Source organism: Ereboglobus sp. PH5-10, from assembly GCF_029504735.1.
In the GTDB taxonomy this organism is placed as follows: domain Bacteria; phylum Verrucomicrobiota; class Verrucomicrobiia; order Opitutales; family Opitutaceae; genus Ereboglobus.
On sequence record NZ_JAQFIP010000021.1, the window covers coordinates 21,275 to 36,714 of the forward strand.

Sequence of the window (15,440 nt, forward strand, 5' to 3'; positions counted from 1 at the left end):
TTTTTTTGGTCCAAACCCTGCTCTACCAGGTGCTGCGATAACCAAAGTTGATTGCCCAAGGGCGTTTATAGTCCTGGGCCTTGGCGTATTCGTAATCAAGATACAACTGGCTCTTCCGGTTGATAACCCACGAGCAGCCAATGCCGGCCTCGTAGCGGGTGCCGTCCAGGTCAGCGGTATAGTATTGCGGGTATCCGGGACTGCCGGCCCGAATACGCCCGCCCTTTGTGGACGCGCTGGCGGCGGCAAGGCGGATGTAGGGTTTGAATTTTGAGCCGGGGCGGTCATAGCCGGTTCGGATGGCGGCGCGAGCCTGCTTGATGTTGGCATCGGCTATCTTAACCTCCATCGGGTCGGCGTTGCCAATCTGAGAGTGGTGGGGGACGGTGTTATAGGTTTTGCCATTAATGATAGCGATGGAGAGTTGCGCGGAAGGCTCGACCCACCAACCGGAGTTCTTGAATCTTATGATTTTGCCGACCTCCTGAGAAATCCCCCAAGCCGCGTTATTGTATTCGGCGCTGGTTTGCTGGCCGTCGAGAGCGCGAGCATGAATTTCGTTGCTGTTCCGCATGATGAGCAGCGTGGTGTCGCCATACCAGCCGTTATCCTTGAGGTAACTGAAATAGAAACCGAGGCCGACGCTGTTGGTTTCGCCGTCGCCGCGGATGTCAAAATCGCGATCGACATTGGAAATGACGGCATAGGCGCCGAGGAGATATTGGTTATCCTCCCAGCGGAAGGCCTTGTCGTAGCCGGAGGCTATTCCTGCGACAGTTTCATCAAAGGGATCGGTGGCCACGCTGATGTCTGCTTCAAGGTTATAGGCGTTGGCGCGCAGCCACATGTTACCGCCCTTGGAGGTGACGGTGGTATAGGCAAGCGGAGACTGGCGTGTTTCAGGCGGAGTCATGAGGGATTCCTGCCGCAAGTCGCCCATGCGCTGGCGAACGGAGTCGAGCTGGTAGTGCCATTCCAGCCCCGCGACGCTGGCAGTGGAAAGAACGGCGTCGCCAAGGTTGCTCAGCTCGTCCGTGGCGGCGAGATACCAGACATTGGGATTTTCCGGCGTGAGCAGGCCGCCGACACCCTGACGAACCATGAGTCGCCCCATGCCCACTTCCGTGGTGCCGCTAAAGGTGAGCGTGTTGCTGATGGTATAATTGCCCTCATCGAGCTCGATGATCACAAGGGATTTGCGGGTCTTGTCGGGGGTGACCTTGTCAATATTGATGGCCTTGACAACATATTCGCCCTCGAGGGTGCCGGACAGGATGAGTTTGTCCGCCTTGCCGGAATTGTAATCGGAACGGACAAAAATAGTGCCGGTTGTGCCGGTGATTGTGCCGCTGAAATTGGTGATATGCACCGAGGAGGGGACATATCCGGATTCGGGGAAGGAGGAGCCGGTGCGCAACACGCCGTGATTCATCACGTTTTTGATGTTTTGATTATAACCGCCGAGGTCGAGGACGCCGTCGGCATTGATCTCAAATGCGCCGATGCTGTCGAAATTATTGGCCCTGCCGGAAATGAGCGCGCCTTGGTTAATCTGGACGGTGCCGGAGTAAGAGCTGCCGCCATCGAGGGTGACTTCGGCGGTGCCGGTTTTGACAAGGACGCCGCCGCTGCCGGCAAGCGATCCGCTAAAGACGTAATCGACGGCGGTGTTGAAAATGAAAGTGCCGCTGGTGAGGATGTTGCCTTTGATTTCAGGCCGGGCGGGACGGGTTGACTCATCCTCTTCATCTTCGTCCTCGGACGTTGTATTCTCGAAGATGAAGACATTTTCATTAACGACGTCGCCGTAAAGGGTGCCCGTGTGGAGCATGGTGCCCGAGGGCTTGACATAAACCCCGAGGCTGCCGGCGGTTCCACCGCCGATCACAGAAGAGACGTCGCTCACCAGCAAGCCCTCCTCCGCAATGGTCCAGCCAGTGTAGCTGTTGTTTGTGCCGGCCAATACGAGGGTGCCCGTGCCTGTCTTGGTGAGTGTTTTGCCATCCCAGCCGTTAAACCAAGCGGTGGAGGTGTCGTTGTCCTCAAGGCTGGTGGCCAGGGTAAAGGTGCCGGAATCGACATAAAACGTGCCATGCGCGCTTTGATTCGCGGTGCTTTCCCACACGAGCGATGATTTGAGAACGATCTGGGTCTCGTAATCAGTGCCACTGGTGGAGATGTCTGTAAAAACGAGAAATTTCGACTCATCGACAGTGTCGAGGGAAACATTGTTAACGACGAGTGCGTAGTCGCGATCGATTGTGGTGCCGGAAACAACGAGCGTGTGCGTCGACTCCCTGTCGTAACTGCTGATATTGCCGTAGCCCGCTATGTTGATCGTGGAACTCGTCGTGGTGCTGAGTTCGCCGACGTCGAGCGCGATGGTGTCGGTGATGCTGAGATTGAGCGTGGTGTCGGCGGCGACGACAAGGGTGCCGGTGACCTTAAGCTGGTTGTTGCCGCCGATGGCGAGCGAGCCTTCCTCAATGTGAATATTACCCACTGTTCCGGTGCCGAGCGTGGCCATGTCCGAGGAGGTTTTGTAAACATTGGCGGTGTTGCGAATGGTGCCTGTGAAATCGCCCGAAAACAGGGTGAGGTCGCATCCCTGCATGTCCATGGTGCCGATGCCGTTGAGGCTGGCAATGGTGCGGTCAACCGTGCCCGAACGATAGACGCCCGTGCCGATGATATTGAGCGTGGAACTGTCGGTGATGTTGCCGATGAGGGTTCCCGCGTCGATGGTGGTGGGCCCCGTGTAGGTGTTGCTGCCAGTAAGCGCAAGCATCCCGGCCCCCGTTTTGCGGAGCTCGCCGGAACCAACAAGATCGACGTTGAGTTCCGTGGCCGTGCCCATCGCGGCGGGCGCCCCGGTGCCGGTGGCGTTGACCGTGAGCGTGCCCGTGATTTCAACATCGCTGCCCGGGGTGGCGGTGATGCTTCCGTAATAGGCGGCTAGAGTGGCATCATCAAAACGGATTTTGCCCGCGCCGCCATCCACATCACCATTGCTGTCGATGGTTGTGAGCGCCAGGGTGCCGGTGCCATAATTCGCGCTGATCGCAATGGTGGAGCTTTCCACAATAAAGGATTGGGCGACAATGCCGCCATCAACCACGAGCGTGGAATAATCGGAAAGCGTCACCGTGCCGCCAACGTAGGCCGCCGACGAGGTCTGCGGGGCGTTGCTTCCGGAAATCGTGTTCCTATAGATTTCTATCGTGCTCTCCGATCCCGACATTACGAGGTTGCCTTTCGTGTAAATGGCACCGCCGGCTGAGCCTGAAGTATTGCTGACGATATGCATGCGCCCGGCCAATGTGACGTCGCCCCCGGCATAGATGGCGCCGCCCTCGCCTTTGGCCGTGTTATTGACGAAGGTGCCCGAAATCGACGCCCCCGAACCGGCGGACGCCGGGATGGTTAAATCGCCGCCAACATGAATCGCGCCACCCTGCGCACCGGAGGTGTTGCTGCTAAATAAGAAAAGCGTGTCGCCGCCCGTGCCCGTGGGCTCGGCCATGGTGAAATCGCCGCCCGCATAAACCGCGCCGCCTGACGCCCCGGCCACATTGTCATAAAACAAGAATCCGACCGTGCTGTTTGTCCCGGATGCGTCAGTAATAACAAAATTTTCCGCCGTATAGACCGCCCCGCCCTCCTTGCCCGCATTATTGGCGGTAAAACTAACATAAAGCGTGCTGCTTGTGCCCGACGCTGGCGTGACGATGGTAAAATCACCGCCATTGTAAACCGCTCCGCCCTCCTCGCTGGTTGTGTTCGTTAGAAAAAGGAAGATACCGGTGTTGCCGGTGTTGCCAAACGCGAGGTTTGAACCCGCCCCCGCCCGGATCGCGCCGCCTTGGGTTGTTGCCGAAAAGGTGCTCGTGAAATAAAGCTGCGTGGACTCAGCGGCAAGCAACGAAAAATCAACATTGTCGTCGACCTCTATGCGCTGATTTTCAAAACCGCGCAGATTTGAACCGATTGCGGCAAATTCCGCTGCCGATGAACCCGTGATCCTGATGGACGCCCCCGCCGTCGTGTCACTTATGATCGCGCCACCGCTGAAACGCCACGAGCCCGAGGCAATGACCATTCCGGGATTGGTGCCGGATGAGCCAATCGTGACGTGGCTGCTCGAAATCACAACATGATACCCCGTGCCGGTAACCGTGCCGTCCGCGTCGACGCCGAACACCACCGAATCGCCGTCGGCAAACTTGGCGCTGCTTCCGGTGCTGGCGCTGGTCCAGTTTTCCGCCGAATCATCCCATGCCCATGATGCGTCGGTGCCGCTCGGCGGGGTCCAGATGACGGTGTCCGCCGCAAAGGCGGGGACGGCGCCCGAAAAAAAGGCAAGGCCGGCGACGGCGGCGAAAGTGGCGCGCGCGAAAGCGGCAAAACGGACGAATCGATGCGAGGTTTGTCTCATAAAAATAGGATGGATGCGGGCAATTGCAGTGCTGGTCCGATGCGGAGGCGGTTGTCGGCGTGGCGGCGGCTTATGCCTCATTCACGCGCGCGGGAGCGATCACTCGTGGCGCGCCTTTTGATGCGGCGTGTGATTGCATTGGCGGAAAACTGGTGGCGATGCGACCGGACATGTTCGGTGGAAAACAAAGACGAGAGCTGAAAAACGCAATATGGATTTTGCAGGAACTGCATGCGCGAATCGTTTATGGCAAATTGAAATGTGATAGGAGGACGCGAAAACTTGTTCCGCGTTTTTTGGACGGCGCGCAAAAATGCCCGCCACGCTGCCGCGCCTTGACAGGCCGCGGCACTCGGCTGCAAAAACGCTTCATCATGAAAAAACGCCACTTGAGCCGTTTTCGCCTGGCCGCGCCCGCGCTGCTCCTTTCCTTCGGCTTGTTATTCGCCGGGGTCGTGGTTTTCGGGCAAAGCCGCGGCGTGCCGGAACCCGAGCCACCGCCCTCCGCGACCACGACAGCGCAACAATCCGCGTCCGGCAATGACGCCGCCGCCGCGGCCATCGCGGGCGGTTACGTGGACACGGAGCTGCCCGAGTTCATCAGGGAAACGGCCGACACGGTCCTCGCCTTTTTCGACGTTCGGAAAACCGGCAATTCCTGGCAGCGCCTCGTGCTCGCCGCCGCGATCATCGTCGCCTTTTACCTGATGCGCCGGCTGCTGCTGCCGGCTGTGTTTTTCCTGCTCAAAAAACTGACCAAGCGCACGACCTGGACGTTTGACGACAGGGTGGTCGACGCCGCGGAACCGCCCTCCGCGCTCTTCCTGATGCTCTCGGGCATTTACGTGGCGGTGCTCACGCTCGACTACGCGCCCCCCGTGCGCAAGGCCATCGGCAGCACGGCCACGCTGCTTTTTTCCGTAACCCTCTTCTGGTTGTTGTTGCGCCTGCTCAACGCCGGACTCGACTACATGCACACGAAGGCGACCCAGCGCGGCGCGGGCATCGCATTGTATATGCCGTGGATTCGCAAAACGCTCGTGGGCGTCTTCGCCGTGGCCTCGGTGCTGACCATCGCGCAAAACGTGTTCGGCCTGGAAATCCAGGCGTTCATCGCCGGCCTCGGCATCGGCGGCCTCGCGCTCGCGCTCGCGGCGCAAGACACCGTCGCGAACGTCTTCGGCGCGGCCGTGGTCGCGGTTGACCAGCCTTTCAAAATCGGCGAATCCGTGCAACTGGCCGGCCACTCCGGCATGGTTGAGGACATCGGAGTCCGCTCCATGAAACTGCGCCGGTCCGACAAGGCGCTCGTCATCATTCCCAACAAAACCGTGGCGTCGGAATCAATTGTGAACCTGTCGAAATTCACCAACCGCCGCGTCGAGCAAGTGCTCGGCTTCACCTACGACAGCACGCCCGACCAGATGGCGGCGATCGTCGATGACATACGCGCGCTGATAAAAGCGGAGCCCGACGCGCTGCCCAATTCCGAGATGGTGTATTTCCGCGACTTCAGCGCGTCGTCGCTCGACCTGTGGATTGTTTACGTGACCCGCGAGCCGGACTTCGCAAAACACATGGCGCTGCGCCAGCGCTTGAACCTCGCGTTCATGCGCGCCGCAGCCGCGCGCGGCCTGTCGTTCGCCTTCCCCACCCAGACAATCGACCTCGCGCCCTCCGCGATGAAGGCGCTCGGGAAAAACCAGTGACGCCCGCCATTTCGCCATTCCGCGCCAAAAACATCCACCCCGATAAAAAAGCTTCGCCCTCTGCCCCGCCGATGCTTTTCTCGCGGCATGGGATTTTTTGACCGCTTTACCTCCAGGAAAAACAATTCCGGTGAAACCACGCCGGCGCCCACACCCGCCGCCGCGCCCGCTGGCGAAGAACCTCCCGCGCCCGCCCCCTCCTCGCCGGAAAGCGTTTTGCAAGGCACAATTAAAACCCGGTTGCTCGCCGCCCATGAAAAATTGCAGGCGCGCGATCTCCCCGGCGCGATGGCCGTCTACGAGGAGCTGCTCCAAACCGCGGGCGACCGCGCCGACGTGCTCGTGACAATCTCCGCCGACCTCGGCACCGCGGGCTACATTCCGCAAATCATCGAACTCGTCGCGCCGCGTTACGACGCCGAGCGCCACGGCCCCGCCACCGGCATCAACCTCCTCCAAGCCTACCTCGCCACCAACAACACCGCCGCCGCGCAGCACGTGCTCGACATCCTCTTCGCGCTCAATCGCGCCGACCTCGAGGAGCGCCTTCACGGTTTTTCCAACGCCCTCGCCGAGCTCATCGAAGCCGAAAAACGCGGCGATCTTCCCGCGCCCGCGCACAGCCCCGACGGAAACCCGGCAAACGCGCGCAAGACCATCAACCTCGTCAGCATTTCGCGCCCGATCTGGTCCTACGGAATCGAAGAGCTTCCCGGCGTGCTTCCGTCGCCCAAGCAAAACCCGAAACTGCGGCACATCGCGTTCGGGCAACTTTCCATCCTCGGCATCAAGACCGAGGACGCCCTCGAAAAATCAAAGCAGCCCGAGGACGAACTGGCCCGCTTCACGCGCGGCTTCCCCCTCTGGCTCTCGGAAACATTTTATTACAGCCCCCACTACAACCCCATCGCGGCGCTCGCCCTCTTCGACAAGGACTACTACGCCATCTTCCCCGTCGAATGGACCAAGTCCAACATCGAGCAACTCGTCGCCTCCAGCAACGGCAAACTCGATTACGTCATCACCGGCGCGGTTGAGAAAAAGGACGACACGACCGAGATACTCCTTCGCGTGTGGGAGGTGAAAAAAATGCGCGAACGAAAACAATTCCACACCAAGTGGACCTCCGCCACAGCCGACGTCGAGCTCGCCAAACTCCACGAGCAAATCCGCCTCTTCATGGAATGGCAGCAGGAACCCGGCGCGCCCGCCTGCACGATGCCCGCGCGCCCCGAAGCCTGGTGCCAGACGCTTGGCGCCTCACTCAGCTTTTTCCTCGCGGACAAAAACGCGATTCCCGCCGGGCAGGTTTCCATGCCCGCCGAGACGCTCGCACTCGCCGCCAAACACGCCGCCGATTCCGAGCGCGAGGCATTCGCCTATCTCACGCTCGCGGATCGCGCGCAACGCATCGGCATGAGCGACGCGCTCCCCGCCGCCGCGCCCGCGCTCGCCGCCACCCCGCTCGTCGAGCAGGCGAAACAGGCGCTCGGGTTGCAGTAGGCCAAAAAGAGGCAAAACCACACCTCCCGCGGGAGCGTCGCCTGCAACGCGCCCCCGCGTGTCGTCACTCCCTCAAAAACGATTCCGCCACGCGCACAAATTCCGCGCGAGTTTCCATGTGCGGATTGTGGCCGGACGCGGCGATGGTTTCGATGCGCGCATTCGGAAAATGCCGCGCAATCACCCGGCGGTCCTCCGAACCCTCCGCGGTGTTCACGTAGCTTGATTTGCCTCCCGTCACAAAAAGCGCGCCGCCCTCAAACCGCTCGCCCTCGCGAAGCGGATTCGCCTCCAGCTCCGGCAACGCCGCCGTGATCACGGGCAGATTGATCACCCACTTCCAACCTCCGCCATTCGCGCCGCCCGCCTCGTCACGCTCAAGATTTGTCGTGAGAAATTTTCGCGTCGCCCAATCGCCCACGCGCGCCTCGAAGCGCATCTCCGCCCCGGCTCTCGACGAAAGCGCGCGCAAGTCGAGCTCGTTCATCGCCGCGAACTCGTTGCGATGCGCAATCGACAAATAATCCTTCGGCGCAATATCCACCACAATCAACCGCTCCACGCGCTCCGGCTGACGGCACGCCAGCGCCATCGCCACCTTGCCGCCCATGCTGTGCCCCATGAGCGAAACGCTCCTCAACCCGCGCGCATCCATCCACGCCAGCACATCCGCGACCATCGCATCATAGCTCATCGCGTCCGCGTGCGACGAACGCCCGTGATTGCGCAAGTCCAGTGCCAGCACATGTCCCGCGCCCGCCCGCGCCAAGTCGCCGCCCGTCGTCTGCCAGTTTCGAGACGACCCCAGCAACCCGTGCAGCACCACCAGCGGCGGCCTCCCCTCGCCACCCAAATCCCGGCAGAATAAATCGACGGTGTTCGCGCTGTTCATTTCCACGCCGTTTTGAAACGCAAAACGTAAAGACGCAAAAAAATACCGACCTCGAAAACAATCCTGTCACGGCATCGCGTTTCACCAGCTTCCGCGCCGTCCGCCCTTCCGCGTTTTAGCGATCAAAAATAATCGCCGATTCCCCTTCCCTCCCCCGCTGCCACCATCAACCTTTTGTTTCTTCTTCTTTTAACTCCCATTCCGCGCCATGCCTGAAAAACCCGCTTTCATTCCGCTTTTATTTTTGTCCGCATGCCTGCTGATTTGCGCCGGTTGCGACGATGGCGCGCGCAACTACCCCGAGGAATCCGCGCGCGCTGCCGGGTCCGAGCCGGCCGTCTCCATCACAACGCACATGCTGCCCGGCTTCGATCTCGCGCGCCATGAATACGCGCGCACGCTCCGCCTCGCCGACGCCGCGCTCGACGCCGATCCGGTGACAATCGTCTCGGCGCGCAACCCGCGCAGTGCCGGCGACGCGCACGACTTCTCCTCCGAGGGCGACTACTGGTGGCCCGACCCGAAAAACCCCGCCGCGCCCTACGCGCGGCGCGACGGCATGACAAACCCGGACAATTTTGTCGCGCACCGGCGCTTGATGATGGAGTTCTCGCGCAACGTCTCCGCGCTTGCCGCCGCCTACAAACTGACGCGCGAGGAGCGCTACGGCGCGGCGGCGGTGGAGCACTTGCGCGCGTGGTTCGTGACGCCGGAGACGCGCATGAACCCGTCGCTCGAATACGCGCAGTCGATCAAGGGCCGCCACACCGGGCGCGGCATCGGCGTCATCGACACGCTGCACCTCGCCGAGGTGGCGATGGCCGTCGTCGCGTTGCGCGGCGCGGGCGCGGAACAGTTGGACAACGCGGTGGCCTTCACGCCCGAAACCGACGCCGCGGTGACCGCGTGGTTTCGCGACTACCTGCGCTGGATGCGCACGCACAAATACGGCATCGACGAGAGCAACGCCAAAAACAACCACGGCACCTGCTGGACATTGCAGGCCGCATGCTTCGCGCGCGTGACCGGCGACACCGCCGTGCTCGACGAATGCCGCGCGCGGCTTGTGACGCTCCACATCCCAAACCAAATGGCCGCCGACGGAAGCTTCCCCCTCGAACTCGAGCGCACCAAACCCTACGCCTATTCGATCTTCAACCTCGACGTCATGTGCGCGCTCGCGCAAGTCGTGGGCACGCCCACGATCACGACGGATATTGAAAAGCACCCGGACGGCAGTTCCAGCGGCACGGTGGCAATCGGCAACGATTACATGACATGGCGTGTTTCTGAAGTCGACGATCGCGGCATGATTAAAGCCGTCGCCTACCTCGCGCCCTTTCTGGCGGACAAATCGAAATGGCCGCTCAAGCCCGACGTGATGCATTGGAACGACTGGCCGGTGCGCCAGCCCGCGCTCCTCTTTGGCGCGATGTCCGCGGGCAACGAAACCTGGCTTGCCACATGGAAGCGGCTCGCCCCCGATCGCATGGTCGAGGAAGTGCAGCGCAACTTCCCCATACGCCACCCCGTGCTCTGGTATTAAAAAACGCATCCCAAGCCGGCAAAACCGAAACCAAAAGACCGTTGATGATTGTGAAAAGGAACACAGAGAACACGGAGAACCACAGAGGGCGGTGAGGCCCGTCGGTTATTTGCATAATTTTACGCGCATGGAGCCATATGCAGCCATAATTCTTGATTAGAAAAAGCTGCGTTGATCCGCTTGTGAACATGCGATGGCCTGCGGACTTCCCAAAACTCTGTGGACCTCTGCGTTCTCTGTGTCCCTCTTCTGCGTCCCTGCCGCCCCTCTTGCGTCGTCATTTCATTTGGCCAAAGCTGATTGTTCACTGAGCCTTTGGAGACCATTTCCCCGTAGTCGCATCCTGACAAAAATCCCTCTCGGGTGGAACTCCCGCGTCCGCATAGATTTCACCAACGTCCATTCTCTTTATGAATTCTATAAGCGCGCCAGCATCGGGACTGAGCTGAAATTCAGGACGATGGAGAATCCCGCCATTGCCCGTAAGCATATCAAACGCATCTGATGGCTTAAGACCCGCACGAACAGCCTGGCTGAAAAATACAAATAAAGCCGCCTTGGCCTCCTCTATATTGATCAGCGCATCTGTTATCACCTTGGCATAATACTCGCGGTATGCGTTTATAAATGCCTCTTTTTCTTTTGGCGTGGTGGCATCGGTGACGCGGTAATCCGGGTCATAAGCGTCAGCGGCAGATGGATTGGCGCCGCTTCCATTTGTGACCGCGGGAAAAAGATTCATAGCTAACTCAAGAGCCTTGGGTATATCACCTTCCTTGACAAACACAGTAGTGCGCATCGGGTCCGGATTCATGCCATAAATTAGTTGAAGCGTTCGTTCGGGCGCTAAAAGTTCTCCGTCATTTATATGTGTTTCAAAGTAAATGCCGCTGGATTCTAACAATGGAAAAAGCCTTTTGGCTTCCTGAAGGTCGAACGCGCCCAGTTCATGCAGCATTTCGGATGATTCATTCATTGTATTTTTATTTTTTGTCCAAGAAACAGTTTGGGAAGGTTTGATTATCAATCAAATATCCACAGGGCCCTCAACAGTTCAAAGTTAATCGCCTCCCGCGCCTCTTTGCAGCCATTCCTTTCGCTTGCGGCTGCGCCACGCTGAGTCCCTTGTGTTCCCTTCTTCATCCCTAAAACTTCCGCGCCTTCCGTCCTTCCGCGCTTCCGCGATTAAAAAAAATATCGCCTTTTTCCTTCCCGCCCCCGCTCCCTCCGCTACCCTTTCGCCTTTCAATTTTCGCACACCTTTCCACGCCGCACCATGTCCGCCAAACCCGCCAATTCCGCGTCATCGCCCGCCGCCCCCGTCAAGCTCACCCCCATGATGCAGCAGTATGTTGACGTGAAACGCGGCCTGCCCCGCGACACCCTGCTCCTCTTCCGGCTCGGCGACTTTTTCGAAATGTTCAACGACGACGCCGTCACCGCGTCGAAACTCCTCGGCCTCACCCTCACCAAGCGCCAGGAAACCCCCATGTGCGGCGTCCCCGCGCACGCCGTTGACAACTACGTCGGCAAACTCCTCGCCCTCGGCAAAAAAGTCGGCATCTGCGACCAGGCCGAACCCGCCAAGGCCGGCAAACTCGTCCGCCGCCAGCTCACCCGCATCCTCACCCCCGGCACCACGCTCGAAACCGCGCAAATCGACGCCGCCCGCAACCACTACCTCTGCGCCATCACGCACGACAAGCACGGCCTCCACGCCGCCTGGCTCGACCTCACCACCGGCGAGTTCAAGGTCGCCACCGACGAGCGCCCCGAAAACCTCCTCCCCATCCTCACCGCGCTCGACCCCGCCGAAATCGTCACCCCCGAAAACGCCCTCCCCGCCTGGCAAAACGCCGCGCACGACCACGCCAACCCGGCCCACGCCGCGCTTGCCGCGCTCGCCGGCTTCTGCGCCACGCGCCTCGTCACCGAGCTCGCCCCCTACCAGTTCGAGCTCAACGCCGCGCCCGCCGCCATCGCCGCCGCGCTCGGCGTCCTCAACCTCCAAGGCTTCGGCCTCGAAAACAACCACCCCGCCCTCGGCCCCGCCGCCGCGCTCGTTTATTACGCAACGGAAAACCTCTGCGCCAAACCCGAAAACCTCCGCAGCCTCCAGGAATACCGCCCCACCAAAACCCTCCTCCTCGACCCCGCCACCCTCCGCAACCTCGAAATCTTCAACTCCACCCGCGGCACCCGCGACGGCTCGCTCCACCACGCCATCAACCGCTGCGCCACCCCCGCCGGCGCGCGCCTCCTCGAACGCTGGCTCGCCGCCCCCGCGCTCGACCTCGCCGAAATCCACCGCCGCCAAACCATCACCGGCGAACTCCTCGCCATGCCCGGCTCCCTCTCCGCCCTCCGCGCCCACCTCCAAAACATCCGCGACATCCCCCGCATCATCGGCCGCCTCCAAAACCGCCTCCGCAACCCCCGCGAACTCGGAGGCGTGCGCGACACCCTCGCCCAACTCCCCAAAATCCACGACGCCCTCGCGCAATTCGCCCCCGGCACCACCACCCGCATCCAAAAGGAAAAAATCGACCTCCTCCCCGAACTCCACGCCCTCCTCGCCCGCGCCCTCGCCGACGAACTCCCCAACGACATCAACGAAGGCAACCACATCCGCGCCGGCCACGACCCCGAACTCGACCGCCTCCGCGCCCTCACCACCGGCAACAAAACCTGGCTCTCCGACCTCGAGCGCGCCGAGCAGGAGCGCACCGGCATCCGCTCCCTCAAGGTCAAATACACCGGCAATTTCGGCTACTACATCGAAGTCACCAAGGCCAACCTCCACCTCGTCCCCGCCGACTACATCCGCCGCCAGACGACAGTCGGCGGCGAACGCTACGTCACCGAGGCGCTCAAGCAAAAGGAAAAGGAAATCTTCCACGCCGAGGAAAACGCCCTCGCGCGCGAACTCGTCCTCTTCAACGAACTCGTCACCGCCGTGCTCGACGAATCCATCGCGCTCGTGCGCACCGCCGACACCCTCGCCGAACTCGACGTCCTCTGCGGCTGGGCCCAGCTCGCCCGCGAATGGGATTATGTTTGCCCGACAATCGACGAAACCGACGTCCTCGAAATCACCGAAGGCCGCCACCCCGTCGTCGAGCAAATGCTCAAAAACCCCTCCGCCGGCAGCCCGCAAACCTTCGTCCCCAACGACACCGCGCTCAGCTCAAGCGACGCGCAAATCGCGCTCATCACCGGCCCCAACATGGCCGGCAAATCGACCTACATCCGCCAAGTCGCGCTCATCACGCTCATGGCGCAAGTCGGCTGCTGGGTGCCCGCGAAAGCCTGCCGCATCGGCCTCGTTGACCGCATCTTCTCGCGCGTCGGCGCGAGCGACGACCTCGCGCGCGGCAACTCCACCTTCATGGTCGAGATGAACGAAACCGCGAACATCCTCAACAACGCCACCGACCGCTCGCTGATCATCCTCGACGAAATCGGCCGCGGCACCTCGACCTACGACGGCCTCAGCATCGCCTGGGCGGTGGTCGAGCACCTGCACCGCGACGAAACCCGCGGCCCGCGCACCCTCTTCGCCACGCACTACCAGGAACTCACCCAACTCGAAAAACATTTGCCGCGCATGAGAAACCTCAGTGTGGCGGTGAAGGAGTGGAACGACGAAATCGTCTTTGTGCGCCGCGTCGTCCCCGGCGCCGCCGACCGCAGCTACGGCATCCAAGTCGCGCGCCTCGCCGGACTCCCGCTGACGGTGATCGACCGCGCCAAAACAATCCTGGCAAAATTGGAAAGCGAAGACACCGACATCGAGCTGACCGCGCCAACGCCGAAAGCGCGCCCCAAAAAGAAAATCACCGTGAAGCCCGAAGACGACGCGCAGATGAGTTTGTTGTAGTTTTTTTATTATATAATATGAAATTAATAACATTACTTATTTTTATAAAAGCCCTGATTCTATTAATATTCCCCATTGCCGCTATAAGCATTATAAAGGAAAACGAAAAGAAACAGGCGGCGGAATGGAAACATTGGGAAGAATCGGTTTATTCCCGCGTTAACAGGGATTCGCAATCAGGTGCGCCCGCCTCCTTTAAGGATAGCTCGCTGGAATATGCGATGATGCAGCTCTCATTGATCTCGAAGAAGGAAAAAGCCAATCGGAAATTTTTTCAGGGTCTCTGTGTTGGCGCGGGATTTCTATTATTGTTGGACGGCGTTTTCATCCTAATTAGGGAAACCCGGCTGAAGAATAGAAAACCAAATTCAAGAAACACAAATTATCCGGCTCCCACATTATAAATCAGGCTTCGGCAACATCCCCCGCGCCAACGGCGCGTCACAACTTAGCCCATGGTGCCGCTGCGGCACCCTGGGAACATAACCACAAAACCCCATGCGCCCTGTAGGGGTGCCACAACCCGCGCCTTCCGCGTTCCCCCTTCCCGCAATCTCAATCGCCAACATCACCCCGCCATGCCCCAATCCCTCTCGCGCATTCTCGTCCATCTCGTGTTTTCCACAAAACACCGCGAACCCATCATCGCGCCCGCCGACCAATCCGCATTGCACGCTTATCTCGCGGGCACGCTCAACGCCGTCGAATGTCCGGTCATCCAAATCGGCGGCATCGCCGACCATGTTCATCTCCTCTTCGGCCTCTCTCGCACGCACACAATCGCGGATATCGTCAAACACGCCAAACAAAACGCAGCGCGCTGGCTGCGTGAACGCGACGCCCGCTACAGGAATTTTCTCTGGCAATCCGGTTACGGCGCATTCTCCGTTTCGCCGTCAATGGCCGATGCCGTGCAAACCTACATCCGCACGCAACCGGAGCATCACCGCAAAGTCACATTCCAGGACGAATATCGCGCGCTTCTCGCCAAGCACGGAATCGAATACGACGAAAATTACGTCTGGGATTGATGCGCATGTGGCGCCCTGTCAGGGCGCACGGTGTTTATCTTTTCATCCCCGGGGCGGGCGCCCTTGGCGCCCGCCCCGGGCTAAGTTGTGGCGCGCCTTTGGCGTGCAATTCCAGATACCTCACGCTGAGACTCGACACCATCAATCGCGGGCCAATTTGCGCGGTGCGGCGCACCTTGCGCGACTGGCTGAAGAGCGTCGCGTTTACCAGAGTCTGCGGTAGCCGAGGTTTAGGGACCAGGGGCGTTCGTAGAACTGAGCCTTCGCATATTCGTAGTCGATGTAAACCTGGCTGATCGCGTCGATGCGGTAGCTCGTGCCCAGGCCGAACTCGACTCGCTTGCCGTCATAGTTGGCCTCAAATGTTCTGCCGTGCGCAGTGATCTCGCCGTCGGAGCTTTCCACCGAGACCGCCGCAAACTTGCCGTAGGGCGCCCAGCGGCT

10 protein-coding genes are annotated in these 15,440 nt (G+C 60.3%); 6 read left to right on the forward strand and 4 right to left on the reverse strand.

Annotated elements, in window-relative coordinates:
- Positions 1 to 22: 22 nt before the first annotated feature.
- Positions 23 to 4,435: an autotransporter outer membrane beta-barrel domain-containing protein gene (locus M2447_RS12580; protein WP_277558885.1), complete on the reverse strand. Its 4,413-nt coding sequence runs from the start codon at positions 4,433 to 4,435 to the stop codon at positions 23 to 25.
- Between the two features lie 374 nt (positions 4,436 to 4,809).
- On the opposite strand from M2447_RS12580, the gene M2447_RS12585 reads away from it, so the two are divergent.
- Together M2447_RS12585 and M2447_RS12590 are read left to right on the forward strand one after the other, a co-directional pair.
- Positions 4,810 to 6,144, forward strand: coding sequence for a mechanosensitive ion channel family protein (locus tag M2447_RS12585; RefSeq protein ID WP_277558886.1), 1,335 nt, complete (start codon positions 4,810 to 4,812; stop codon positions 6,142 to 6,144).
- Between the two features lie 87 nt (positions 6,145 to 6,231).
- Complete coding sequence (locus M2447_RS12590; RefSeq protein ID WP_277558887.1) at positions 6,232 to 7,647, forward strand: hypothetical protein; 1,416 nt, start codon at positions 6,232 to 6,234, stop codon at positions 7,645 to 7,647.
- A gap of 64 nt (positions 7,648 to 7,711) precedes the next feature.
- Here the strand turns inward: M2447_RS12590 and M2447_RS12595 are convergent, their stop codons facing one another.
- Entirely contained in the window at positions 7,712 to 8,539 is an 828-nt protein-coding gene (locus M2447_RS12595; RefSeq protein WP_277511030.1) for an alpha/beta fold hydrolase, read from the reverse strand.
- A 208-nt stretch (positions 8,540 to 8,747) separates the two neighbouring features.
- Here M2447_RS12595 and M2447_RS12600 point away from each other — a divergent pair, with 208 nt between their 5' ends.
- Positions 8,748 to 10,085 (forward strand): alginate lyase family protein, encoded by a 1,338-nt coding sequence (locus tag M2447_RS12600; RefSeq protein WP_277558888.1) that lies wholly within the window; start codon positions 8,748 to 8,750, stop codon positions 10,083 to 10,085.
- 304 nt (positions 10,086 to 10,389) lie between these two features.
- Here the strand turns inward: M2447_RS12600 and M2447_RS12605 are convergent, their stop codons facing one another.
- Entirely contained in the window at positions 10,390 to 11,061 is a 672-nt protein-coding gene (locus M2447_RS12605; protein ID WP_277558889.1) for a hypothetical protein, read from the reverse strand.
- Positions 11,062 to 11,361: 300 nt separating this feature from the next.
- On the opposite strand from M2447_RS12605, the gene mutS reads away from it, so the two are divergent.
- The 3 genes from mutS to tnpA all read left to right on the forward strand — a co-directional run bounded on the left by mutS (position 11,362) and on the right by tnpA (position 14,996).
- The gene (mutS, locus tag M2447_RS12610) at positions 11,362 to 13,965 is read left to right on the forward strand and encodes a DNA mismatch repair protein MutS (RefSeq protein ID WP_277558891.1); all 2,604 of its coding nucleotides are present in this window, start codon (positions 11,362 to 11,364) and stop codon (positions 13,963 to 13,965) included.
- A 17-nt stretch (positions 13,966 to 13,982) separates the two neighbouring features.
- Complete coding sequence (locus M2447_RS12615; RefSeq protein WP_277558892.1) at positions 13,983 to 14,369, forward strand: hypothetical protein; 387 nt, start codon at positions 13,983 to 13,985, stop codon at positions 14,367 to 14,369.
- Positions 14,370 to 14,543: 174 nt separating this feature from the next.
- Positions 14,544 to 14,996, forward strand: coding sequence for an IS200/IS605 family transposase (gene tnpA, locus M2447_RS12620; RefSeq protein ID WP_277558894.1), 453 nt, complete (start codon positions 14,544 to 14,546; stop codon positions 14,994 to 14,996).
- A 204-nt stretch (positions 14,997 to 15,200) separates the two neighbouring features.
- Here the strand turns inward: tnpA and M2447_RS12625 are convergent.
- Positions 15,201 to 15,440 (reverse strand): autotransporter outer membrane beta-barrel domain-containing protein (locus M2447_RS12625; RefSeq protein WP_277558432.1); only part of this gene is annotated, 240 nt, incomplete at its 5' end.